Source organism: Bradyrhizobium sp. RP6 (genome assembly GCF_003837805.1).
In the GTDB taxonomy this organism is placed as follows: domain Bacteria; phylum Pseudomonadota; class Alphaproteobacteria; order Rhizobiales; family Xanthobacteraceae; genus Bradyrhizobium.
The window spans coordinates 153,517-175,259 of the sequence record NZ_RQIT01000011.1; the positions used below are offsets into that span (position 1 = coordinate 153,517).

At 65.3% G+C, this 21,743-nt stretch carries 22 protein-coding genes; 12 read left to right on the forward strand and 10 right to left on the reverse strand.

Features of this window, described 5'->3' with window-relative positions:
* Nucleotides 1-148: 148 nt before the first annotated feature.
* From EHH60_RS21030 to EHH60_RS21055, 5 genes are all read right to left on the reverse strand, one after another.
* Nucleotides 149-1,126: a peptidyl-alpha-hydroxyglycine alpha-amidating lyase family protein gene (locus EHH60_RS21030; RefSeq protein WP_124161347.1), complete on the reverse strand. Its 978-nt coding sequence runs from the start codon at nt 1,124-1,126 to the stop codon at nt 149-151.
* A gap of 133 nt (nt 1,127-1,259) precedes the next feature.
* On the reverse strand, nt 1,260-3,035 hold the full coding sequence (locus EHH60_RS21040; protein WP_124161349.1) for a flavin-containing monooxygenase: 1,776 nt from the start codon (nt 3,033-3,035) through the stop codon (nt 1,260-1,262).
* Nucleotides 3,036-3,197: 162 nt separating this feature from the next.
* Nucleotides 3,198-4,724: an acyl-CoA synthetase gene (locus tag EHH60_RS21045; RefSeq protein ID WP_124161350.1), complete on the reverse strand. Its 1,527-nt coding sequence runs from the start codon at nt 4,722-4,724 to the stop codon at nt 3,198-3,200.
* A 22-nt stretch (nt 4,725-4,746) separates the two neighbouring features.
* The gene (locus EHH60_RS21050) at nt 4,747-5,931 is read right to left on the reverse strand and encodes an ABC transporter substrate-binding protein (RefSeq protein ID WP_124161351.1); all 1,185 of its coding nucleotides are present in this window, start codon (nt 5,929-5,931) and stop codon (nt 4,747-4,749) included.
* Between the two features lie 34 nt (nt 5,932-5,965).
* A complete protein-coding gene (locus tag EHH60_RS21055) occupies nt 5,966-6,940 on the reverse strand; it encodes an NAD(P)H-dependent flavin oxidoreductase (protein ID WP_124161352.1) in 975 nt (324 codons plus the stop codon).
* A 181-nt stretch (nt 6,941-7,121) separates the two neighbouring features.
* Between EHH60_RS21055 and EHH60_RS21060 the strand changes: the two genes are divergently transcribed.
* A complete protein-coding gene (locus tag EHH60_RS21060; protein WP_124161353.1) occupies nt 7,122-8,009 on the forward strand; it encodes a LysR family transcriptional regulator in 888 nt (295 codons plus the stop codon).
* 146 nt (nt 8,010-8,155) lie between these two features.
* Here the strand turns inward: EHH60_RS21060 and EHH60_RS21065 are convergent, their stop codons facing one another.
* Complete coding sequence (locus EHH60_RS21065) at nt 8,156-8,809, reverse strand: DNA-3-methyladenine glycosylase family protein (protein WP_124161354.1); 654 nt, start codon at nt 8,807-8,809, stop codon at nt 8,156-8,158.
* A 111-nt stretch (nt 8,810-8,920) separates the two neighbouring features.
* On the opposite strand from EHH60_RS21065, the gene gluQRS reads away from it, so the two are divergent.
* Both gluQRS and EHH60_RS21075 read left to right on the forward strand, forming a co-directional pair.
* Nucleotides 8,921-9,793, forward strand: coding sequence for a tRNA glutamyl-Q(34) synthetase GluQRS (gene gluQRS, locus EHH60_RS21070; protein WP_124161355.1), 873 nt, complete (start codon nt 8,921-8,923; stop codon nt 9,791-9,793).
* A gap of 100 nt (nt 9,794-9,893) precedes the next feature.
* Complete coding sequence (locus EHH60_RS21075; protein WP_124161356.1) at nt 9,894-11,162, forward strand: ATP-binding protein; 1,269 nt, start codon at nt 9,894-9,896, stop codon at nt 11,160-11,162.
* Here EHH60_RS21075 and EHH60_RS21080 read toward each other — a convergent pair.
* The gene (locus tag EHH60_RS21080) at nt 11,089-11,982 is read right to left on the reverse strand and encodes a YihY/virulence factor BrkB family protein (protein ID WP_124161357.1); all 894 of its coding nucleotides are present in this window, start codon (nt 11,980-11,982) and stop codon (nt 11,089-11,091) included. The two genes, EHH60_RS21075 and EHH60_RS21080, sit on opposite strands and share 74 nt — an antisense overlap.
* Nucleotides 11,983-12,277: 295 nt before the next feature.
* Between EHH60_RS21080 and EHH60_RS21085 the strand changes: the two genes are divergently transcribed.
* The 6 genes from EHH60_RS21085 to EHH60_RS21110 all read left to right on the forward strand — a co-directional run bounded on the left by EHH60_RS21085 (nt 12,278) and on the right by EHH60_RS21110 (nt 16,297).
* Nucleotides 12,278-12,472 (forward strand): twin transmembrane helix small protein, encoded by a 195-nt coding sequence (locus EHH60_RS21085; protein ID WP_028178512.1) that lies wholly within the window; start codon nt 12,278-12,280, stop codon nt 12,470-12,472.
* Nucleotides 12,473-12,561: 89 nt separating this feature from the next.
* Nucleotides 12,562-13,134 (forward strand): cob(I)yrinic acid a,c-diamide adenosyltransferase, encoded by a 573-nt coding sequence (locus EHH60_RS21090; protein ID WP_124161358.1) that lies wholly within the window; start codon nt 12,562-12,564, stop codon nt 13,132-13,134.
* A gap of 126 nt (nt 13,135-13,260) precedes the next feature.
* The gene (locus EHH60_RS21095; protein ID WP_124161359.1) at nt 13,261-14,010 is read left to right on the forward strand and encodes an electron transfer flavoprotein subunit beta/FixA family protein; all 750 of its coding nucleotides are present in this window, start codon (nt 13,261-13,263) and stop codon (nt 14,008-14,010) included.
* Nucleotides 14,010-14,954 (forward strand): electron transfer flavoprotein subunit alpha/FixB family protein, encoded by a 945-nt coding sequence (locus EHH60_RS21100; RefSeq protein WP_124161360.1) that lies wholly within the window; start codon nt 14,010-14,012, stop codon nt 14,952-14,954. Before EHH60_RS21095 ends, EHH60_RS21100 begins: the two co-directional genes overlap by 1 nt.
* 195 nt (nt 14,955-15,149) lie before the next feature.
* On the forward strand, nt 15,150-16,031 hold the full coding sequence (locus tag EHH60_RS21105; protein WP_124161395.1) for a 3-hydroxybutyryl-CoA dehydrogenase: 882 nt from the start codon (nt 15,150-15,152) through the stop codon (nt 16,029-16,031).
* Nucleotides 16,032-16,102: 71 nt separating this feature from the next.
* On the forward strand, nt 16,103-16,297 hold the full coding sequence (locus EHH60_RS21110) for a putative motility protein (RefSeq protein WP_124161361.1): 195 nt from the start codon (nt 16,103-16,105) through the stop codon (nt 16,295-16,297).
* A 4-nt stretch (nt 16,298-16,301) separates the two neighbouring features.
* On the opposite strand, the gene tlpA is transcribed toward EHH60_RS21110, so the two are convergent.
* Nucleotides 16,302-16,967: a thiol:disulfide interchange protein TlpA gene (gene tlpA, locus EHH60_RS21115; RefSeq protein ID WP_124161362.1), complete on the reverse strand. Its 666-nt coding sequence runs from the start codon at nt 16,965-16,967 to the stop codon at nt 16,302-16,304.
* 105 nt (nt 16,968-17,072) lie between these two features.
* Here tlpA and argH point away from each other — a divergent pair, with 105 nt between their 5' ends.
* The 3 genes from argH to lysA all read left to right on the forward strand — a co-directional run bounded on the left by argH (nt 17,073) and on the right by lysA (nt 20,145).
* A complete protein-coding gene (gene argH / locus EHH60_RS21120; RefSeq protein WP_124161363.1) occupies nt 17,073-18,470 on the forward strand; it encodes an argininosuccinate lyase in 1,398 nt (465 codons plus the stop codon).
* A gap of 92 nt (nt 18,471-18,562) precedes the next feature.
* Complete coding sequence (gene lptM / locus EHH60_RS21125) at nt 18,563-18,856, forward strand: LPS translocon maturation chaperone LptM (protein ID WP_124161364.1); 294 nt, start codon at nt 18,563-18,565, stop codon at nt 18,854-18,856.
* Between the two features lie 23 nt (nt 18,857-18,879).
* Nucleotides 18,880-20,145, forward strand: a complete 1,266-nt coding sequence (gene lysA / locus EHH60_RS21130) for a diaminopimelate decarboxylase (protein ID WP_124161365.1) — start codon at nt 18,880-18,882, stop codon at nt 20,143-20,145.
* Between the two features lie 133 nt (nt 20,146-20,278).
* Here the strand turns inward: lysA and EHH60_RS21135 are convergent, their stop codons facing one another.
* Nucleotides 20,279-21,169, reverse strand: coding sequence for an NAD(P)-dependent oxidoreductase (locus EHH60_RS21135; RefSeq protein ID WP_124161366.1), 891 nt, complete (start codon nt 21,167-21,169; stop codon nt 20,279-20,281).
* A gap of 104 nt (nt 21,170-21,273) precedes the next feature.
* Entirely contained in the window at nt 21,274-21,657 is a 384-nt protein-coding gene (locus EHH60_RS21140) for a carboxymuconolactone decarboxylase family protein (protein ID WP_124161367.1), read from the reverse strand.
* Between the last annotated feature and the right edge of the window lie 86 nt (nt 21,658-21,743).

A 21,743-nucleotide genomic window follows, 5' to 3' on the forward strand; every position in this document is an offset into this window, starting at 1 on the left:
TGCAGCGTGACGGGATTGTGAAGCCCGTTGAGCGACTTATTCAAGCGCAAGCAATGCGGCGGCGGGGTGGCAAGAATGCTCAAAAGGCCGCGATCCCGGGGGCGTACGGAACCGCCCGCCCGGCGTCGTGATCACCCTTCCGCGGCAGCTACTCCCGTACCCGCTCCAGCTTCTGCAGGCACCGCGTCGTGCGCACCGCGGTCGGCATCTCCTCGTCCGGAAAGCTGGTCTCCCAGTTGGTGACGCCGACCTCGCCGACATAGATGTCGCCTTTCGAATCCAGCGCGATGCCATGCGGCGCGAGGAATTTGCCGCTGGCAACGCCCGGGCCCTCCTCGCCGCCAAGCCGTGCGATGCGTTTGCCCTGCGCATCGACGATCGACAGCCGGGGGCCGAGATTGGGCACATTGCGGTTGATGGCAAGGCCAGGGCCGAGCTCGCCGATGACGAAGGTCGGGCTCTTGGCCCCGCCGCAGCAGCACAGCGCGCAGGGCCGATGCAGATTGTTCCATTGCGTCTCGTACTTGCCCTCGCCGTTGAACACCTGCACGCGATGGTTCTCGCGGTCGGCGACATAGACCCAGCCGTCGGCATCGGTCGCGATATTGTGCACGATGTTGAACTGGCCGGGATCGGTGCCCGGCTCGCCCCAGCTTTTGATCAGCTTGCCGCCGGGGGTGAACTTGTGCACGCGCGCATTGCCATAGCCGTCGGAGACGTAGATCTCGCCCTTCGGCGACAGCGCGGTGTGGGTGCAGCGGTGGAACGGCTCGCCGCTCATGAACGGCGCCGGCTTTGCCGGGATGCCGATCGTGAGCAGCACCTTGCCGTCGGTGGTGCATTTCCGCACGGTGTGGTCGCCGTCATCGGTGCAATAGAGATTGTCGTCGGCATCGATGTGCAGGCCATGCGCACGGGAGAACAGTCCTTCGCCAAAACTGCGCAGGAAATTGCCGTCGCGGTCCAGCACCACCATCGGATGGGCGCCGCGGTTGAAGACGTAGACGCGATCCTTGCTGTCGACCGCGACCGAGGCGACGTCGGTGAGCTGCCAGCCGTCGGGAAGTTTCGCGAACTTTTCGACGACACGGTAGCGATGCTCGCCGCTGCCGAGAATGGCTGGCATTGTGATCTCCCTCAATTTGACCGTCAGCGCGACGCCCTCTCCACGCTGTCATTGCGAGCGCAGCGAACCAATCCAAAATCTTTCCGTGGATCTGGTCTGGATTGCTTCGCTGCGCTCGCAATGACGATGGCGTTCAAACCGAGCTCACGTGCCGCCCCAAAATCCCTGCCTCGATCGCCTTGATCTGGAGCGCGAGATATTTCGAGTTGATGCGGCATTGTGCGAGGCTGCCGGCGATGAACCAGAGGCCGGGCTGCTTTGTCCGTGCATACATGTTGCGCAGCTCGAAGCCGTCGCCAAAACCCCAGATCGGGCCGACCCGGTCGGCGACGGCATCCCCGAACAGTTTTTGCGCCAGATATTCCTGCGGCTTGTATCCCGTGGAGAGCACGATGAGATCGGCCGTAATGGTCGAGCCGTCCTTCATCCGCGCCCCTTCGGTGACGAAGCTTTCGATGTCGTCGAACTGCCTGAGCCAGATCTTGCCCTCGACGATCAGGTTGGAGCAGCCGACGTTAAAATAATAGCCGCCGCCGCGGGTGAGGTACTTGAACTGCCAGCCGGTGCCGGCCTCGCCGAAGTCGAGCTTGAAGCCGACGCGCGCGAGGCCGTCAAGCAGCTCCTTGTCGAGCTGCTTCGATTTCTCGGTCAGCATCACATGCGTCTTCTTCGCAAGGGGCGTCGGCATCGAGGCCGCGATCAGATCGTTGTCCTCGAGCGTCCCTTCGTTATAGGTCGCATAGGCAAGCTGCGCCGACGGCTCGATGTTCGTGACCAGCGTCGGCGAGCGCTGCACCAGCGTCACCTCGGCGCCGCTGGAATACAGATCCTGCGCGATGTCGTGACCGCTGTTGCCGGTGCCGATGACGATGGCACGCTTGCCTGTCCAGTTCTCGCCGTCTTCGTAGCGGCTGGAGTGCAGCAGCGTGCCCCTAAAATTGGCGAGCGTCGGGATCTCGGGAATGTTGGCGATGCCGCTGACGCCGGTTGCCATAATCATGTGGCGCGGATGCATGGTGCGCCGGCTGCCGTCGGCCCGGCGAAGCGTGACGGTCCAGTGACCGTCGGCCTCGTCGTAGGAGCCGCCCTCGAACTCCGTGCCGGTCCAGAAGTTCAGCTCCATCGCATCGACGTAAGCTTCGAACCAGTTGGCGAGCTTGTCCTTGGGGATATAGGTCGGCCAGCTCGGCGGGAAGGGCATGTAGGGCAGGTGATTGACCTGCACCTGATTATGCAGCGTCAGCGCGTGGTAGCGCTTGCGCCAATTGTCGCCGATCCGCGCCTCGCGATCGACGATCAGCGTGTCGACCTTCAACTGCTTCAGTCGCGCCGCGATCGCGAGCCCGGCCTGGCCGCCGCCGACCACCAGCACGGCCGGATCGCGGTCGGCATAGTCGCGCGAGGCATTGCGCAGGTCGAGCCAGTTCGGCCCGCGAAAGTCGCGCGAATAGGCCTGGCCGCGGGGCCGCGAGGCGCCGAGCTGCTCCTCGAAGCCCTTGAGCTCATCGAGCGCGGTCAGCAGCGTCCATGCCTTCAGGCGGTCTCCGTCCGCAGGATCAGGCACGAGCCTGATGATGCCGCTGCCGCGGCCGATCGCGGTCTCGAAGTTGAAGATTGCTTCGATGCAGTTGGTGCCGGCCCGCATCACCCAGCGCGGCGGCGCCCGGTTCGATGCGATCTCGAAATGGGTCGGCGTCGCCTTGGGCGCGCGCGCCGCCAGCTCCTGCGTGATCGCATCGCGGCCCGCGATTGTCTGCAGGTTCCAGCTCAGCGCCAGCACGTCGCGCCAGAATCCGTCGGCGAGAAAGAGCGGGTCCATCGTGGCGGGATCAGGTCTGCTTAAGTTGCGCTCGAAGTCGTCGAGCCAGGCCTGTGCGGCGATCGAAATATCCTGCGTCCGGTCCAGCATGCGCGACCTCATGGCCGTCTTCGCGGCGTTTCCTCTGGGGTCGAACGCTATACGGTTTCGCCGCCCGCCAAAAGCGGCGAACCCGAGCGAGGCCGGCATGCGGCCCTGCCCGGACGGAATATGGCGCGGAATTCCAAGCGCGTGGACGCGGCCGGGAACGATTTAAGCGCCGGCCGGCCTGTGGTTAGCCCAGTAGGGATCGCGCAGCTTGCGCTTGAAGATCTTCCCGGTCGCCTCGCGGGGCAGCGCAGCCAGGAACTGGACTTCCTTCGGCACCTTGAAGTTGGCCAGCCGCTCGCGCAGGAAAGCCTGCACGGCGGTGACGGAGAGCTGCGCACCCGGCTCCGGCTCGACGCAGGCGCACAAGCGCTCGCCATATTCCGCGTCCGGGATGCCGAACACGGCGCAATCGCGCACCCCTCGCATGGTGATCAGCACGTTCTCGATCTCGGCAGGATAGATGTTGACGCCACCCGAGATCACCATGTCGCGCTTGCGGTCGCACAGGAACAGATAGCCTTCCTCGTCGAGATAGCCGACGTCGCCGACGCTGACGAGACCGTCGCGCCCGGCCTCGGCGCGCGCCTGCGCCTTGCCGTGATAGTCGAAATCGGGCACCGCGCTCTGGCGCATGTAGATCTCGCCGATCTCATTGGCGCCGCAGAGGCTGCCGTCCTCGCGGAAGATCCTGACGATGCCGCCTTCGATGGCGCGGCCGACCGTGCCGGGCTTCTTCAGGGCCTCCTCGGCCGAGTGCCACACCGGGATGCCGGTCTCGGTCGAGCCGAAATATTCGTTGATGACCGGTCCCCACCAATCGATCATCGCCCGCTTCACCTCGGGCGAGCAGGGCGCCGCGCCGTGCACGACGAAGCGCAGGGACGACAGGTCGTAACGCTGCCTGACGGCCTCGGGCAGGCGGAGCAAGCGCACGAACATGGTCGGCACCATGTGGATGTGCGTCACACGGTGGCGTTCGATCAGCGCCAGCAGCTCCTCGGCGTCGAACCGCGCCTGAAGGACGATGGTGCAGCCGTTGCGGAAAGCCATCATGCCGTAGGAATGCGGCGCCGAATGATACATCGGCCCGTTGATCAGCACGACCTGGTCCTCGCGCGGCTTGATGCCGTAGGCGATCGCGCCGACGCGTTCGGAGGCCGCCGCCTGTTCGGGCTGCATCGGCATGCGCCGCACGCCTTTCGGCATGCCCGTCGTCCCCGAGGTGTAGATCATCGCTGCGGCCCGGCGCGGCGGCTCCTGCATTTCCGGATAGCCGTCGCGCCAGCGGTCCCAATCGGTGAGCTCCGCCGGGATCTCGGTCAGCTCATGGGGAATGGCGAAGGTGATCGCCAGCTCGGGCGGTGTCGCGACCACGAGCAGGCGGACATCCTCCGGAATGCCGCCGCGAATTTGCGGCAGCAGGTCGGTGTGGCAGATCAGGATTTTGGCGCCGCTGTCGGACAGGATGTAGCGGACCTCCTCGGCCTTGAGGTGCCAGTTGATCGGCACCACCGGGCTGCCCAGCGCTGCGGAGGCGGCAACCACCTCGAACAGGGCGAAATCATTGCGCAGCATCATGGCGACCGGGGCGCCTTCGGCAAGGCCGAGGGTACGAAGGCCACTCGCCGCGCGTCTGATGCGCGCCTGGATCTCGTCATAGCCGATCCGGCGTTCGCCGCTGATGATCATGGTCTGTCCTGTTCCGCTCGAGTCAGCGATCGTCCAGCACGTCGCCGAAGCCGACCCAGCTCTTGCCGTTGAACCGCCGTAGCTGAAGCTGCTGGAACGGCAGATAGTCGTCGGGGCCGGTGCTCACACTGATGCCGGGCAACAGCAGCGGGAGCTTCACCTCCTTCAGCGAGGCGGCCTGGTGCATGATGTTCTCGCGGCTGAAATCATCCTTGCACGCCTTCAGCACGGTCATGAGCAGCGTCGCGTAGTGGTAGCCGGCCGCGTAGTTGGAGTTGGAGAGGTCCGCATTCGGCATGTATTGCTTCATGAAGGCGAAGTACTCCCTCACGCCGGGATCGCTGGCCCATTGCGGGTCCATCGTGTCCTTCTGGTTGCTCGACGAGATCAGGCCGATGGCATTGTCGAGCCCCGCCGGCTCCAGGAACGAGATCGACGAGGCTGAGGTCGGCACGAAGAACAGCTCGGGCTTCCAGCCGATCTCGGCGACGCCCTTGATCATCTGCGAGGTGAACTTGCCGAGCACGACGCCGAACAGCACGTTGGCCCCTGACGCCTTCAGGGTGGAGAGCTGCGAGCTGATCGTCGGTGCGCTGGTCTCGTAGGTCGCTTCCGCAACGATCATGCCGGCAGCCTTGTTGCCGAGCGCGCGCTTGAAGCCGGCGACGTAGTCGCGACCGAAATCGTCGTTCTGGGAGAGGATGGCGATCTTGGCGCCCGGCTTGGTGCGCAGCACATGCTTGGCATAGACGACGCCTTCGGATTCATAGGCGGCCATGCCGGGCATGGTCCATGGATATTTCTGCGGATCGGCCCATTTGGTCGCGCCGGAAAGCACAAACAGCTGCGGCACCTTCTTGCCGTTGAGGTAGCGATGCACGGCGCTGTTGGTGGCGGTGCCGAGCGAGCCGAACAGCATCAGCACCTCGTCCTGCTCCACCAGCTTGCGGGTCTGCTCGACCGTCTTCGGCGGCGAGTAGGCATCGTCCAGCGTGATGAACTTGACCTTGCGGCCGTTGATGCCGCCCTCGGCGTTGACCTTCTCGAAGAACGCCTCCTGCGTCCGGCCGATCGCGCCGAAGCCGGAGGCCGGGCCGCTATAGGGCAGGGTCTGCCCGATCCGGATCTCGTCGGAGCCTTCGGCATGGGCGCTGCCGGTTGCGAGCGTCAGCAACGACAGGCTGATCAGTGCGGCTGCCAGCTTCATGGTGTCCTCCCGTTGTTGTTTTCGGTCCGAGTCGTTAGGCACTGGCGCGCATCAGGAAATCCTGCCTCGCCTGATCGAATTCACCCTTCATGCGGTCGACGAGCTCGGCGACCGGAGGGACGTCGGTGATCTGGCCGATGCCCTGGCCCGATCCCCAGATGTCGCGCCACGCCTTGGATTTCATGTTGCCGCCGGAGCCGAAATTCATCTTCGATTTGTCGGCGGCGGGGAGGTTGTCCGGATCGAGGCCGGCGGCAGCGATCGACGGGCCGAGATAATTGCCGTGCACGCCGGTGAACAGGTTGGTGTAGACGATGTCGTGCGCGGAGTGCTGCGTCAGCGCCGACTTGTAGGCCTCGTCGGCGTTGGCCTCCTGCGTCGCGATGAAGCGCGTGCCCATATAGGCGAGGTCGGCGCCCAGCGTCAGCGCCGAGGCGATGCCATAGCCGTCGCTGATCGCGCCCGACAGCAGGACGGCGCCGTCAAACCATTGCTTGACCTCGCGCACCAGCGCAAAGGGCGACAGCGTGCCGGCGTGTCCGCCTGCACCGGCGCAGACCAGGATCAGGCCGTCGACACCCTGCTCGGCCGCTTTGCGCGCGTGCTTGACGTTGATGACGTCGTGGAACACCAGCCCGCCATAGGAATGCGCGGCCTCGACGATCTCCGCCGGCGGCCGCAGCGAGGTGATGATGATCGGCGCCTTGTGCTTGACGCAGGTCTCCATGTCCTTCATCAGCCGGTCGTTGGAGGCATGGCAGATCTGGTTGACGGCGTAGGGCGCGACCTTCTTGCCGGGATTGCGCGATTTGTACTCGCCGAGCTCGTCTTCGATCCGGCTCAGCCATTCGCCGAGCTTCTCGACCGGGCGGGCATTGAGCGCGGGAAAGGAGCCGACGACGCCCGCCTTGCACTGAGCGATCACCAGTTCCGGGCCGGAGACGATGAACAGCGGCGAGCCGACCACGGGCAGCTCGAGCGAATCCTTCAAGAGAGTGGGCAGTGCCATCATGTCCTCCCGAAACGCAGCCCCGCCGGCGGGCGGATGACGAGGCGTTTCCGTATTGATTGTCGCGCGGGCGTATTGGGCCGCCCGGGCCGCGGATTTGATCCCCATTATAAGGTTGGACGGCGCGGTCCGGCCGTTCAATAATGAACGGACGATCATTCAGGTATGAACAGGGCTGCCGATGGATTGGGACCTTTGCAAGACCTTCGTCGCGGTCGCCGATACCGGCAGCTTCACCGCCGCCGCCCGCCGCCTGCACACCAGCCATCCCACCGTCAGCCGCAAGACCGCGGCGCTGGAAGCCCAGCTCGGCACAAGATTGGTGGCGCGCGCCGCCGACGGCCTGGCGCTGACCGCGGATGGACGGACCTTGCGCGAGCACGCCGAGGCCATGGCGGCGGCGGCGCTACGGGCCGAGACCGCGGTGGCGGCGAAGGGACAGAAGGCGCGCGGCATCGTCAAGCTGTCGATCGGCGCGACGTTGGCCTCGCATTGGCTGATGCCGCGCCTGCCCGCCTTCCTGCGTGCACACGATCATATTCAGCTCGAGATCATCACGCATCCGTTTCCGGCGAGCGTGCGCCGTCGCGAGGCAGACGTGGTGCTGCGGCCCTTCGACAGCGGCGAGGAGAACCTGGTCGGCCGCAAGATCGGCCGTCTCGGCACGGGATTTTATGCCTCGCGCGATTATGCCGCCGGGCGGTCCTTGCCCGAACGGCGCGGCGAGTGGAAGGAGCACAGCGTCATCGGCTTCGCCGACCAGACGTCCAATGCGCAGCTCGCGCGCTGGAGCGACGTCATCACGCGGCAGGCGAGGGTGGTGATGCGCTGCTCGTCCCAGGGAGACATGCTGGCGGCGGTCCGCGCCGGAATCGGAATCTCCGCGCTCTCGTGCTTCGTCGCCGAAGCCTATTCCGATCTCATGCGCGTCGCCCCCCAGAAGCTCGCCAGCGTCGCGGATCTATGGCTGCTGGCCCATCCCGACCTCGTCGAGCTTCCGGCGGTGCGCGCCGTGGTAGACTTCGTCGCCGAATGCGCCCGGGCAGACCGCGCGAGGCTGCGCGGTTAGGGTCTCGTGCCCCGGACGCAGCGCAACACGCAGTGTTGCGCTGCTGATCCGGGGCCCGTGCATCCATCTCGCGACGCTCATGGGTCCCGGCTCTGCGGCGCGTCACTTCGTGCCGCACCGCGTCCGGGACACCGCATCTGTCATGATCAGGCTTGGCCCGCGAGCACGCCCCCGCGCTTCTTCACCGCGCGATAATAGCTCCACCATAGATGCGCGGCCGCGCCGCGCAGCGGACGCCAGGGTTCGGCGAGCGGCGCCATCTGCTTCTCCGTCGGCCGCGCCTTCAGACCGAGTCCGATGCGGATGCCCTCCTGCACGGCGAGGTCGCCGGCCGGCCAAGCGTCGCCGTGGCCGAGGCAGAACAGCAGGTAGACGTCGGCGGTCCAGGGGCCGATGCCGGGCAGCGCGATCAGCGTGTGATGGGCGGCATCGGCATCTTCCTCCGCGAGCACGTCGAGGTTCAGCCGCTCGGCGGCGATTTCGCGTGCCAGATGCTTCAGCGTCTTGATCTTCGCGGCGGAGAGGCCGAGCCGCCCCAGCCGGTCGGTGCGGGCGCGGCGCACAGTGTCATGGTCGAACGGATCGAACGCGGCCGACAGCCGACCCCAGATCGCGGCGGCACTCGCGGTCGAGAGCTGCTGCCCGCAGACGATGTGCGCAAGGCCCGTAAAGCCCGGCTCGCGCCGCCGCAGCGCCGGCATGCCCGCGATCTCGAGCACCGGCTTGAGGCGCGGATCGCGCTTGATCAGCGCGTGGACGGCCTCTTCGAGATCGGACTGGGTTTCGAGGTGGATGGTCATTGCGGCCCTGCTCGTCATGCGCGGGCTTGACCCGCGCATCCATCTCCTATCGTAACAGAGTCTTGGAGGATCGATGGCCGGGTCAAGCCCGGCCATGACGAGATTCATGTGATGGCACCACCCGTTTTCCGATTTGCCCCCAGCCCCAACGGCTTCCTGCATCTCGGCCACGCCTATTCCGCGCTGCTCAACCTCAAGCGCGCGCGAGAGACCGGCGGCCGGTTGCTGTTACGGATCGAGGACATCGACGGGGCGCGCTGCCGGCCGGACTATGAGACGGCGATCTACGAGGACCTCGCCTGGCTCGGCATTATCTGGGAGGCACCGGTGCGGCGGCAGTCCGAACATCTCGCCGATTATCGCGCCGCGCTGGAAAAGCTCTCCGCCCTCGGTCTCGTCTATCCCGCCTTCGAAAGCCGCGCCGAGATCGCAAGGCTCATCGCCGCGCGCGAGGTGCATGGGCCGTGGCCGCGCGATCCCGACGGTGCGCCGCTTTATCCCGGCGACGCCAAATCACTCTCGGCTGACGAGCGCGCGCGGTTGGTCGCCTCGGGCGCGCCCTATGCGCTGCGGCTCGACATGCAGGCCGCCTGCCGCCGTGCCGCCCGTCTGAGCTGGAATGAACTCGGCGAGGGGCCGGACGGCGAGCGCGGCATCGTCCCGGCGCGGCCGGAGGCGTGGGGCGACGTGATCCTGGCCCGCAAGGAGACGCCGACCAGCTACCATCTGTCGGTTGTGGTCGACGACGCGCTCCAGGGCGTCAGCGAGATCGTGCGGGGCCAGGACCTGTTTTACGCTACCTCGGTGCACCGCTTGCTCCAGGTCCTGCTCGGCCTGCCCGAGCCCGCCTACCGCCATCACCGGCTGATTCGCGATGAGGCAGGCCGGAAGCTGTCGAAATCGAGCCGGTCGACCGGTTTGCGCGAATTGCGCGCGGCCGGCATCATGCCCGCCCGCATCCGCCAGCTGTTGGGATTAGGTTAAGTTTCTCTGGGGGTTAGCAAAACGTCGCCGTGACTCCGGGGGTTCCTCCGTGCCATGCTCGGCCCGCGCGGGTTCGAAGAGAGTACTTCGAAGGGGATTCATGGCGGCGAAAACGCGTCCAGTGCGCACCACACGGACGTCCAGGCAGCTGCCTCGGAAGCGCTCCAAGGCGGCCGGAAAGGTGCGCAAGCGCAGCACCAAGGCGGTCGCGCCGGACGTGGTCCAGGCGGCGCTGGCCGCCTTTGCCCATGAGGTCCGCACCCCCCTGACCGGCATTCTTGCGATCAGCGATTTGCTCGCGACTTCCGATCTCGGCGAACGGGAGCGCCGGTGGGCCGATACCATCAAGGCCGGCGCCGAGCATCTTGCGAGTCTCGCCACGCTGTTCGTGGATGCCGCCAGAACCGGCAAGGGAGCGGCGAAGGGCGGCAGCACGCTGCGGCAGGACCTGTTCGACCTGCGGACGCTCGCCCGCAACGCCGGCGATTCGCTGGCCGGCCGCGCCGCGGCCAAAGGTCTCCAGGCCGAGGTCGGGATCTCCGAAAAGCTCCCTGGACTCGTGGTCGGTGATCCCGTCCGCTTGCGCGCCGCGCTCGAGAACCTGATCGACAATGCCGTGAAATTCACCGATCAGGGCGGCGTGGCGCTCGCAGTCGAGCCGTGGCGTCCCGCCAAGGCCAAAGCAACAGGCAAGGGCAGGGTCGGCGTCTCCTTTGCGGTGTCCGATAGCGGCATCGGCCTCACCATGGCCGAGATCAAGCGGCTGTTCCGCCCGTTCACCCAGGCCAATGTCACCATCGCCTCACGCTTCGGCGGCGCCGGCTTGGGGCTCTCCTCGGTCAAGCAATTGGCGCGTGCGATGGGCGGCGATATCGCCGTCGCCCCGCGCCGAGGCGGCGGCGCCACCTTCACGCTGACGGTGGCGCTGGATGCCACGGGATCGGGCAAAAGCCGCAAGGCGAAGGGCGGCAGCGAGCCCGCGGCGATCGCGGGCCTTCGCGTGCTCAGCGTCGAGGACAATCCGTTCGGCCGCGTCGTGCTCAACACGATCCTGACCGAGCTCGGCCATCATGCCGAGTTCATCGGACGCGGCGAGGACGCGGTCGGCCGGCTGGAGCAGAGCGCGTTCGACGCGGTGCTGATGGACATGGTACTGCCGGGTATCGACGGTATCGAGGCCATCAGGCGGATCCGCGCGCTGCCGACGCCGCTGGCTCGGATCCCGATCATCGGCGTGTCCGGCCGCGGCGAGGACGAGGCAGCTTCGCGTGCGGCCGGCGCCGACGCCTTCCTGGTCAAGCCTGTGTCTCCGCGGGCCTTAGCGACTGCGCTGCTTGAAGCGACACGCCGTGAGGTAGCCGCGATTTGATGATCGCGGCGTTGAGCTCACCGCCGTAAACGAAGATCGCGGCGATGAAATACAGGAACACCAGCGCGATGATCACCGAGGCGAGGCCCGCATACATGGTCACGTAGTTGTTGGCGAAGCGCGCCAGGTATTGGCCGAACACGATGCTCGAGATCAATGACGCCACGATGGTGAAGACGATGCCGGGCAATATCTGCAGGAAGCTGCGCCGTCCCGCCGGCAGCCAGGCGTGCAGGATGAGCAGTGCGATCACCAGCGCGCCGATGGAGATGCCGTAGCGCACCCAGGTGAGGATGCTCTCGTTGGATTCGACGAACAGCGGAATGTGGCGCCGCGCCGCCTCGATAATGAGCGGACCGAGCACGATCAGGAACGCCATGGCGAGCGCCGTGAACGCCGCTATGATCGTATAGGCAATCGATTCCAGCCGGAGCCAGTACCAGCTTCGCATCTCCACCACCGCATAGGCGCGGTTGAGCGCGACCCGCAGCGCCTCGACGCCGTTCGAGGCGAAATAGACCGACAGCGCCGCGCCGATGGTCAAAAGGCCGGTCCGGGTGGTGGTCAGCACGTCATGCACCTCGCCCGAGATCGAATCGGCGACTTGCTTGGGCCAGACCTGGAGCATCAGGCTGGCGGCCTGGTCGGCGAGTTCCTTGGAGCCGAAGAAGCCGGCGAGCGCGGTCAGCACGATCAGGAACGGGAACAACGCCATCAGCGTCGATAGCGCGATGTGGCTCGCGATCGCCCAGCCGTCATCGGCGAGGAAGGTGTAGAACGCATCCACCGCGACGACGTAGATGTAGCGGATCGCTTTCACTGGGCACCTACACCGCTGCTCTCTCCCCCTGCGCGCAGGGAGAGATCGAGAGAACAGGCAATTGGCGCAAATCGGAAATCATCGCGCTACCATCTGATATTATTGCCCCAAAAGCCAGTTCGCGAAGCGCCGCGCTGTCATTCCGGGGCGCGCGCAGCGCGGGCCCGAAATCCATTCCGCCGCAGCCTATGTGGCCCGATGGATTCCGGGTTCGATGCTGCCATCGCCCCGGAATGACGCCGGAGCCTGTCGCGGCACCATGGCGGACCGCCGCACACGGTGTTATCTACGGCCAATGGCATCTCTCCTAAGTACTTTCATTTTGCCGGCGGCAGCCGGCGCCGTGGCGTTGGTGCTGCTGCTCGGGCTCATCAACATGATGCGCGGCGGCTCGCCCAATACCTCGCAGAAGCTGATGCGCTGGCGCGTGCTGCTTCAGTTCGTGGCGATCATCATCGCGATGCTCGCGGTGTGGGCGATGGGGAGGTAGGTCATGATCCGGACCCGAAGGGCCGCCTTTAGCGAAAAGTGCGCCGTGGTTTTCCGACAAGGTCATGCCCAAAAATCAAGGAAACCAGCATGGTGGTGCTGAACCGCATCTACACGAAGACCGGTGACGACGGCACGACGGCGCTCGGAACCGGCGAGCGGCGTCCGAAACACGATCTGCGCATCGAGGCCTATGGCACCGTCGACGAGACCAATGCCGCGATCGGCATGGTCAGGCTCCACACCTCCGGCATGCCCGAACTCGATGCGATGCTCGGCCGCATCCAGAATGATCTGTTCGATCTCGGCGCCGATCTCGCCGTGCCCGAACGGGAGGGGAAAGCCGAGCGGCTGCGGGTGGTGACGAGCCAGGTCGAGCGGCTCGAGCGCGACATCGACACGCTCAACGAGAAGCTCGCGCCGCTGACCTCCTTCGTGCTTCCCGGCGGCACGCCGGCCGCCGCCCATTTGCATGTGGCACGCACCATATGCCGTAGGGCGGAACGCGTCATCGTGGAACTGGCGGCCCGGCCCGGCGAGCCGGTCAGTGCGGCTGGCATCCAATATATGAATCGCCTGTCCGACTTCCTGTTCGTGGCCAGCAGGGCCGCTAACGGCAATGGCGCTGGCGACGTGCTCTGGGTTCCCGGCCAGAACCGCTGACCCATCGAGCGCCTGCATTTCAGAAGGCCAAAATTAGACCCGTTCGCGCGTTGACCGGGGCAGATCAGGCCTTTAGGTTCCGCGCCAGTTGATAACCCCCCTTCCAAATTGAGTGAAAGAGGATCGATGAAGGTCTTAGTGCCGGTAAAGCGGGTGGTCGATTACAACGTCAAGGTCCGCGTCAAGGGCGATGGATCGGGCGTTGAACTCGCCAACGTCAAGATGTCCATGAACCCGTTCGACGAAATCGCAGTCGAGGAAGCGCTGCGCCTGAAGGAAGGCGGCAAGGCCACCGAGGTCGTGGTGGTCTCCATCGGACCTGCGCAGGCATCGGAGACGATCCGCACTGGCCTCGCCATGGGCGCCGACCGCGGCATCCTGGTGAAGGCCGAAGGCGCCGTCGAGCCTCTCGCCGTCGCCAAGATCCTGAAGAAGGTTGCGGAAGACGAGCAGCCGGGCCTTATCATTCTCGGCAAGCAGGCGATCGACGACGACTCGAACCAGACCGGCCAGATGCTGGCCGCGCTGCTCGGCTGGTCGCAGGCGACCTTCGCTTCGAAGCTCGAGGTCGAAGGGTCCGACTTCAAGGTCACGCGCGAAGTCGATGGCGGCCTCCAGACCGTCAAGCTGAAGGGACCGGCGATCGTCACCACCGATCTCCGTCTCAACGAGCCGCGCTACGCCTCGCTGCCCAACATCATGAAGGCGAAGAAGAAGCCGATCGCGGAGAAGACCGTCGCCGATTACGGCGTCGACGTTACCGCGCGTCTTGAGGTTCTCAAGACGACCGAACCGGCGGGCCGCAAGGCGGGCGTCAAGGTCAAGGACGTCGCCGAGCTGGTGTCGAAACTCAAGAACGAAGCCGGGGTGCTCTGATGACGACGCTTCTGATTGCCGAACACGACAATGCGTCGCTCAAGGATGCGACCAACAAGGCCCTGACCGCGGCTGCCGCGCTCGGCGCGGACGTCGAGGTGCTGGTCGCCGGCCAGAATGCCAAGGCAGCGGCGGATGCCGCTGCCAAGCTCGCCGGCGTCAAGAAGGTGCTGCTCGCCGATGGCGACCTCTACGCGCACGATCTCGCCGAGCCGCTCGCTGCGCTGGTCGTCTCGCTGGCTTCCGGCTACGACGCGATCGTCGCGCCGGCGACCTCGCGCTTCAAGAACGTGATGCCCCGCGTCGCCGCTCTGCTCGACGTCATGCAGGTCTCGGAGATCATCAAGGTGGTCGCGCCCGATACCTTCGAGCGCCCGATCTATGCCGGCAACGCCATCCAGACGGTGAAGTCGAAGGACGCCAAGAAGGTCATCACGGTGCGGACCTCGACCTTCGCCGCAGCGGGCGAGGGTGGCAGCGCCGCGGTCGAGAACGTGGCGGCGGCTGCCGATCCAGGCTTGTCGTCGTTCGTCGGCGAGGAGGTTGCCAAGAGCGATCGTCCCGAGCTGACCTCGGCCAAGATCATCGTCTCCGGTGGCCGGGCCATGCAGAGCCGCGAGAACTTCGCCAAATACATCGAGCCGCTCGCCGACAAGTTCGGCGCCGGCGTCGGCGCCTCGCGCGCGGCTGTCGATGCGGGCTATGCGCCGAACGACTGGCAGGTCGGGCAGACCGGCAAGGTCGTGGCGCCCGAGCTCTATGTCGCCGTCGGCATTTCCGGCGCCATCCAGCATCTGGCCGGCATGAAAGACTCCAAGGTGATCGTTGCGATCAACAAGGACGAGGACGCACCGATCTTCCAGGTTGCCGATTACGGCTTGGTCGCCGATCTCTACCAGGCGGTTCCGGAGCTGACGGCTGAACTCGGCAAGCTCGGCAAGTAAAAAGCATCGAAAACACCGGCCGGAGGTATACACTCCGGCCGGTGTTGCATTTCTGAGGCGTTTTCTTTGGCGTGGGACACGCCTTCGAAGCGATCCAATCTAGGTTTCGAGCCAAGGTTCTGATTAAATCGGACCTCCCGGCTCAAGGGGATAGGCAGGGTGCGCTCGTCGCGCGCCGTTCCGGTGGATGACATGATGGCGGCAGTGATCAAGAAGGTCGGCGTGATCGGCGCGGGTCAGATGGGCAATGGCATCGCGCATGTCGCGGCGCTCGCCGGCTTCGACGTGGTGCTCAACGACATCTCGCCCGACCGCCTCAAGTCGGGCATGGCCACCATCAACGGCAATCTGGCGCGCCAGGTCTCGAAGAAGGCCGTCAGCGAGGACGACAAGGTCAAGGCGATGGCGCGCATCACGCCCGCCGAAAAACTCGACGATCTCGCCGATTGCGACCTCGTGATCGAGACCGCGGTCGAGAAGGAAGAGGTCAAGCGCAAGATCTTCCACGAGCTCTGTGCGGTGTTGAAGCCGGAGGCGATCGTCGCTTCCGATACGTCCTCGATCTCGATCACGCGGCTTGCCGCCGCCACCGATCGCCCGGAGCGCTTCATCGGCATTCACTTCATGAACCCGGTGCCGCTGATGGAGCTGGTCGAGCTGATCCGCGGCATCGCCACCGACGACTCCACCTTCGAGACCGCCAAGGAATTCGTCGGCAAGCTCGGCAAGCAGGTCGCGGTCTCCGAGGATTTCCCGGCCTTCATCGTCAACCGCATCCTGCTGCCGATGATCAACGAGGCGATCTACACGCTGTATGAAGGCGTCGGCAATGTCGAGGCGATCGACGCCGCGATGAAACTCGGGGCCCACCATCCCATGGGCCCGCTCGAGCTCGCCGATTTCATCGGCCTCGATACCTGCCTCTCCATCATGCAGGTGCTGCACGAGGGGCTGGCGGACTCCAAGTACCGCCCGTGCCCGCTGCTGGTGAAATATGTCGAGGCCGGTTGGCTCGGCCGCAAGACCCAGCGCGGCTTCTACGACTACCGTGGTGCCAAGCCGGTTCCGACGCGCTGATCCGCTTCGTGCCAATTCATGTCGCGTTAACCTCTCGCGCCTAGGTTACGGCCGGTAAGAGGGTTCGCGTAATGGACATGATGGCGATGGTCAGCACCATGCTGGCCGCTCAGCAAGGCGCGCTGCAATCGAATATCGCAGCGACGCTGACCAAGCAGAACATGGACATGGAAAAGTCGACTGTCCTGACGCTGATGGGCGCAGGCCAGCCCTCGCTGGCCAATGTCGGCCCCGGCGTCGGCGGCAATCTCAACGTCGCCGCCTGAATTCCTAAAGCGATGCTGCGGCCTTGCCCGTCGCGGCCCGGATCAGCTTGAGCGCGTCCTCGCTCGCCCATTCCGCCGGCCCCGCAATCGTCGCGATCTCGCAGCCCTGCGGGTCGACCAGAACTGAGGTCGGCATGCCGAGCGCCCGGCCTATAGCCTTAAGATCCTGGAAAACTTTGGCTTTCTGGTCGCTGAAATAGCCGAGCCGGGTCAGGTTGGCCTCTTTCAGGAAGGTCTTGGGCTTGTCCGGGTCGCGGGTGTCGATATTGATCGCCACCACTTCGAAATTCGGGCCCGACAGCTTGCCCTGGAGCTCGTCCAGCGCCGGCATCTCCTTGCGGCAGGGCACGCACCAGGTCGCCCAGAGGTTCACCAGCAGTGTCTTGCCGCGGAAATCGGACAGCTTCTTCGGCTTGCCGTCTGAATCCTCGAAGGCGAGGTCGGGCAGTTTCAACGGGGCGCTCGCCATGGTCAGTGCCGCCACCTCGCCATGGGCGAGTGGCGCGATCTTCTGCGCGGTCGCGACCGCCGACCGGCAGGCGGGATCGCCGCTGGGCGACCGGCCCAGGCCGAGCCCATACAGCGCGGCGAAGCCGGCCAGTCCTCCGATCGCCACCGTGGCGATGACGAGGGGGATGCGGCGCGTGGCGGCGGGCTTATTGTCGAGCATATCGTTTGTCATCCGGTCGCAGATATGGCTATCAGGGGCCTCTTAATACGGGTGGCCGAGGCCAGCAAACGTGGCTAGCGACAGGCAAGGCGTGAGCAGGGGATCATGAGCAACAAGATGTGGGGCGGCCGGTTCTCGGAACGTCCCGATGAGATCATGGAAGAGATCAACGTCTCCATCGACGTCGATCGTCACCTCTTCGCCCAGGACATTGCCGCGTCCAAGGCCCACGCTGCGATGCTGGCCACGCAGGGCATCATCACGGCCTCTGATGCGAAAAATATCGGCAAGGGTCTAGACACGATTTTGTCAGAGATCGGCAAGGGTGGCTTCGAATTCAAACGCGCGCTCGAGGACATCCATATGAATGTCGAGAGCCGCCTGTCGGAGCTGATCGGCCCCGCCGCCGGCCGCCTGCATACGGCGCGCTCGCGCAACGATCAGGTCGCGACCGATTTCCGCCTGTTCGTCCGCGACGTCATCGACGAGACCGATGCCGCGCTCGCCGCGTTCCAGCAGGTGCTGGTCGAGCGTGCCCTGGAGCATGCCGGCACCGTGATGCCCGGCTTCACGCATCTGCAGACGGCGCAGCCCGTCACCTTCGGCCACCATTTGCTCGCTTATGTCGAGATGACCGCGCGTGATCGCGGCCGTTTCCAGGATGCGCGCAAGCGGCTGAACGAATCCCCGCTGGGCGCGGCCGCGCTCGCCGGGACCTCGTTCCCGATCGACCGCCACGCCACCGCCAAGGCGCTCCGCTTCGACCGCCCGATGGCGAACTCGCTCGACGCGGTCTCCGATCGCGACTTCGTGCTGGAGACGCTGTCGGCGGCCTCGATCTGCGCCGTGCACATGTCGCGCTTTGCCGAGGAGATCGTGATCTGGACCTCGCCGCTGGTCGGCCTTGTCAGGCTCAGCGACAAGTTCACCACGGGCTCCTCGATCATGCCGCAGAAGCGCAATCCTGATGCCGCCGAGCTCGTGCGCGCCAAGACCGGTCGCGTCATCGGCGCGCTCAACGGCCTCCTGATCGTGATGAAGGGTCTGCCGCTCGCCTATCAAAAGGACATGCAGGAGGACAAGCAGGGTGCCATGGAAGGCTTTGCCGCGCTGTCGCTGGCGATCCGCGCGATGACCGGCATGGTCCGCGACCTCGTGCCGGATGAAGCCAAGATGAGAGCGGCCGCGGGCGAGGGCTACGCCACCGCGACCGATCTCGCCGACTGGCTGGTGCGGACGCTGAAGATGCCGTTCCGCGAGGCCCATCACGTCACCGGCCGCATCGTCGCCAAGGCCGCCGAGGGGAGCGTCGCGCTGCACGAGCTGCCGCTCAAGGAGATGCAGGCGATCGAGCCCAAAATCACCAAGGACGTGTTCGGCGTGCTCTCGGTCGAATCGTCGGTGAAGAGCCGCACCAGCTTTGGCGGCACCGCGCCGAAGAACGTCGCGTCCCAGGCCAAGGCCTGGGCGAAGCGGCTGGAAAAAGAGCGAAAATCGGGCTGAGGGCAAAATTCGCTTATGTTTCATGGTCATCCGGCTCTCGCCAGAGCGCGCCAATCTCTGTATGGTGCGCCCCGCGTAGTGGGGATTTCGTCGTGACGTCAAAGTTTCGCCCGACCGGCTCGGGGTGGGCCATCATTGTCTTGAGCCTGACGGCGCTTGCGCTTGCCGGCTGTGGCCGCAAGGGCCCTCTGGACTTGCCGCCGACCGCCTCCAACGCGTCCACGGCCAGCGGTGCCGCCCCTCTTGATACCGAGACCGAAGCTCAGAGGACGCCGAGCGTGTTCAATCCCACCTACGGTGCGGATGCCGCGCCCGCAGCGGCCAAGGGCAGGAAGAAGCCGTTTATTCTCGACCCGCTCCTGGACGAACCTCCCGGCAAGAAATAAGCCGGGACAACCGAGCCTGTGCCATGAACCATTTCGACTACCGCAACGGCGTGCTGCACGCCGAGGCGGTGAACCTGTCCGAGCTTGCCGCCACCGTCGGCACGCCGTTCTATTGCTATTCGACCGCGACGCTGGAGCGGCACTACCGCGTCTTCGCCGATGCCTTCGCCGGCGAGAAGGCGCTGGTCTGCTACGCCATGAAGGCGAATTCCAACCAGTCGGTGCTGCGCACGCTGGCCAGGCTCGGTGCCGGCGCCGATGTCGTCTCCGGTGGTGAATTGAAGCGCGCGCTGGCTGCCGGTTTCCCGGCAAGCAAGATCGTGTTCTCCGGCGTCGGCAAGACGGAAGAGGAGCTGCGCGCCGCGCTTGCCGCCGACATCCTCTGCCTCAACGTGGAATCCGAGCCCGAGCTCGAATCGTTGTCGCGCCTTGCGACCGAGATGGGCAAGACCGCGCGGATCTCGCTCCGCGTCAATCCGGACGTCGATGCCGGCACGCATGCCAAGATTTCGACCGGCAAGTCCGAGAACAAGTTCGGCATCCCGATCGCGCATGCCCGCGAGGTCTATGCGCGCGCCGCCAGGCTCCCCGGCATCGAAGTGACCGGCACCGACGTGCATATCGGCAGCCAGATCACCGACCTCTCCAACATGGAGACCGCGTTCCGCATCCTCGCCGAATTCGTGCAGACGCTGCGCGCCGACGGCCACGACATCTCGCATGTCGATTTCGGCGGCGGCCTCGGCATCCCCTATTACATGGACCGCGAGGCGCCGCCGGCGCCCGACGCCTATGCCGCCATGGTCAAGCGCGTCAGCCACAATCTCGGCTGCACGCTGATGTTCGAGCCGGGCCGCATGATCGTCGGCAATGCCGGCATCCTGGTTGCCAAGGTCATCTATGTGAAGCATGGCGACGGCAAGAACTTCGTCATCATTGACGCCGCCATGAACGACCTGATCCGCCCGACGCTGTATGAGGCCTATCACGACATCCTGCCGGTGAAGCAGCCGGCCAAGGGCGCCGCCACGATCATGGCCGACGTTGTCGGGCCGGTCTGCGAGACCGGCGACTATCTCGCGCTCGACCGCACGCTGCCGGCGCCGAAGGCCGGCGACCTGCTCGCCATCATGACGGCCGGCGCCTACGGCGCCGTCCAGGCCGGCACCTACAACACGCGCCCGCTGGTGCCCGAGGTGCTGGTGAAGGGCGATCAATACGCCGTGGTGCGCCCGCGCATCGAGGTGGAACAGCTCATTGCAATGGATCGGCCTGCGCCCTGGCTGTGAGGGCACACCCAAAACCCGCAAAACAACCCCATGCACAGTAGCTCGGGGTTGTCGGCAGAACGATTGCCCGTCGGATAAAACCGCTTGATTTGGAAGGCAGATCAAGCGGCAACCGTGCTCACCCCCGTGAGCGCTATTTTTGTCCGCCGACGACGACTCCGGCCTTCTTCTCGATCGGCTTGATCGCCGCGGTGAAGTCGGATTCGGCGCCTTCCGCGTCGATGACCGTCTCCCACAACCGCCCGACCGCATCCGCGACTTCCATTGACAGGCCGAGCTGCTTCATCTCCTCCAGCGCCAGCCGGACGTCCTTCACCATCAATCCCGTGGCGAAACCGAAATCGAAGCTGCGCGGCAGCACCGCGCGCGGAAACTTGTCGCGGCTCGCCGTGTTCATGCCCGAGCCGGCATTGATGACGTCGATCATCACGGCGGGATCGAGCCCGGCTTTCACGCCCATCACCACCGCTTCCGAGGTCGCCACGATCGCTGTAGCCGACAGGAAATTGTTGGCGAGCTTCATGGTCTGCGCCGCACCGGGCTTCTCGCCGATGAAGAACACTTTTCCGATGACGTCGAGCGCGGGTTTCAGCAGCTCGAACTCGGCCTTCGGTCCTGATACCATTACCGCCAGCGTGCCCTTCTCGGCGCCGCCGACGCCGCCGGAGACGGGGCAGTCGATCTGCACGATGTTGCGCTTGGCGAGCAGGCCGTGAATCTTCGCTGCCATCGTCGAGCCGACCGTGGAGAGATCGACGAAGCGTCTTGCGCGCCTGCCCTCGATCACGCCGTTCGCTCCCGTGGCGACGTCGAGCGAAGCCTGCAGCGAAGGCAGACTCGCCATCACGGTCTCGACCTGATCGGCGACGTCCTTCGGCGACGCCGCCGCAGTCGCGCCGCGCGCCACCAGCTCGCCTGTGACCTCCTTTCGCGTATCGAACACGACGAGCTTGTGCCCAGCCTCGATCAGCCGCCGCGCCATCGGGAAGCCCATGTTTCCGAGCCCGATGAATCCGATGTCCATGGTGTTCCTCTGTTGCTTCTTTGTCGTTGTGGAAAATGCGCGTTCCATCCCCGATGTCGTCCCGGATCGGCGCTCCGCTTGTCCGGGACGACAGCAGGAATTGGCTACGCCTTCCCGTCGATATCCGCGAAAACCTCGCGCGCGATCCGGAAACTATCGACCGCGGCCGGCATGCCGCCGTAGATCGCGACCTGCATCAGGATCTCGCGGATCTCCTCGCGCGTCACGCCATTGGTCAGCGCGCCCTTGAGATGCGCGCGAAATTCGTGCTGGCGGTTGAGGATCGCGATCATGGCGATGTTGAGCATGCTGCGGGTCTTGCGCGGCAGCTCCTCGCGTCCCCACACCGTGCCCCAGCAATATTCGTTGAGCATCTCCTGGAACGGACGGTTGAAATCATCGACGTTCTTCAGGGCATTGTTGACATAGGCTTCGCCCAGCACCGCTTTGCGGACTTCCAGGCCCTTGTCGTGCATCTTCTTGTCCATGGCGTTTCCTTCGTTTCCCTCAGGGATGGCGCGCGGAAATTACGGGGTTGCACCGGGCCAGTCACGTCCTCGTGTTATGCGGGAAA

What these genes read in the sequence shown, in the direction of transcription:
- lysA (WP_124161365.1), top strand. Translation starts at nt 18,880, where the DNA reads ATGAACCATTTCGACTACCGCAACGGCGTGCTGCACGCCGAGGCGGTG.
- EHH60_RS21090 (WP_124161358.1), top strand. Translation starts at nt 12,562, where the DNA reads ATGGTGGTGCTGAACCGCATCTACACGAAGACCGGTGACGACGGCACG.
- EHH60_RS21030 (WP_124161347.1), bottom strand. Translation starts at nt 1,126, where the DNA reads ATGCCAGCCATTCTCGGCAGCGGCGAGCATCGCTACCGTGTCGTCGAA.
- tlpA (WP_124161362.1), bottom strand. Translation starts at nt 16,967, where the DNA reads ATGCTCGACAATAAGCCCGCCGCCACGCGCCGCATCCCCCTCGTCATC.
- EHH60_RS21105 (WP_124161395.1), top strand. Translation starts at nt 15,150, where the DNA reads ATGGCGGCAGTGATCAAGAAGGTCGGCGTGATCGGCGCGGGTCAGATG.
- EHH60_RS21065 (WP_124161354.1), bottom strand. Translation starts at nt 8,809, where the DNA reads ATGACCATCCACCTCGAAACCCAGTCCGATCTCGAAGAGGCCGTCCAC.
- EHH60_RS21050 (WP_124161351.1), bottom strand. Translation starts at nt 5,931, where the DNA reads ATGAAGCTGGCAGCCGCACTGATCAGCCTGTCGTTGCTGACGCTCGCA.
- EHH60_RS21055 (WP_124161352.1), bottom strand. Translation starts at nt 6,940, where the DNA reads ATGGCACTGCCCACTCTCTTGAAGGATTCGCTCGAGCTGCCCGTGGTC.
- EHH60_RS21100 (WP_124161360.1), top strand. Translation starts at nt 14,010, where the DNA reads ATGACGACGCTTCTGATTGCCGAACACGACAATGCGTCGCTCAAGGAT.
- EHH60_RS21040 (WP_124161349.1), bottom strand. Translation starts at nt 3,035, where the DNA reads ATGCTGGACCGGACGCAGGATATTTCGATCGCCGCACAGGCCTGGCTC.
- EHH60_RS21045 (WP_124161350.1), bottom strand. Translation starts at nt 4,724, where the DNA reads ATGATCATCAGCGGCGAACGCCGGATCGGCTATGACGAGATCCAGGCG.
- EHH60_RS21095 (WP_124161359.1), top strand. Translation starts at nt 13,261, where the DNA reads ATGAAGGTCTTAGTGCCGGTAAAGCGGGTGGTCGATTACAACGTCAAG.
- EHH60_RS21135 (WP_124161366.1), bottom strand. Translation starts at nt 21,169, where the DNA reads ATGGACATCGGATTCATCGGGCTCGGAAACATGGGCTTCCCGATGGCG.
- EHH60_RS21075 (WP_124161356.1), top strand. Translation starts at nt 9,894, where the DNA reads ATGGCGGCGAAAACGCGTCCAGTGCGCACCACACGGACGTCCAGGCAG.
- EHH60_RS21110 (WP_124161361.1), top strand. Translation starts at nt 16,103, where the DNA reads ATGGACATGATGGCGATGGTCAGCACCATGCTGGCCGCTCAGCAAGGC.
- EHH60_RS21060 (WP_124161353.1), top strand. Translation starts at nt 7,122, where the DNA reads ATGGATTGGGACCTTTGCAAGACCTTCGTCGCGGTCGCCGATACCGGC.
- gluQRS (WP_124161355.1), top strand. Translation starts at nt 8,921, where the DNA reads ATGGCACCACCCGTTTTCCGATTTGCCCCCAGCCCCAACGGCTTCCTG.
- argH (WP_124161363.1), top strand. Translation starts at nt 17,073, where the DNA reads ATGAGCAACAAGATGTGGGGCGGCCGGTTCTCGGAACGTCCCGATGAG.
- EHH60_RS21085 (WP_028178512.1), top strand. Translation starts at nt 12,278, where the DNA reads ATGGCATCTCTCCTAAGTACTTTCATTTTGCCGGCGGCAGCCGGCGCC.
- EHH60_RS21140 (WP_124161367.1), bottom strand. Translation starts at nt 21,657, where the DNA reads ATGGACAAGAAGATGCACGACAAGGGCCTGGAAGTCCGCAAAGCGGTG.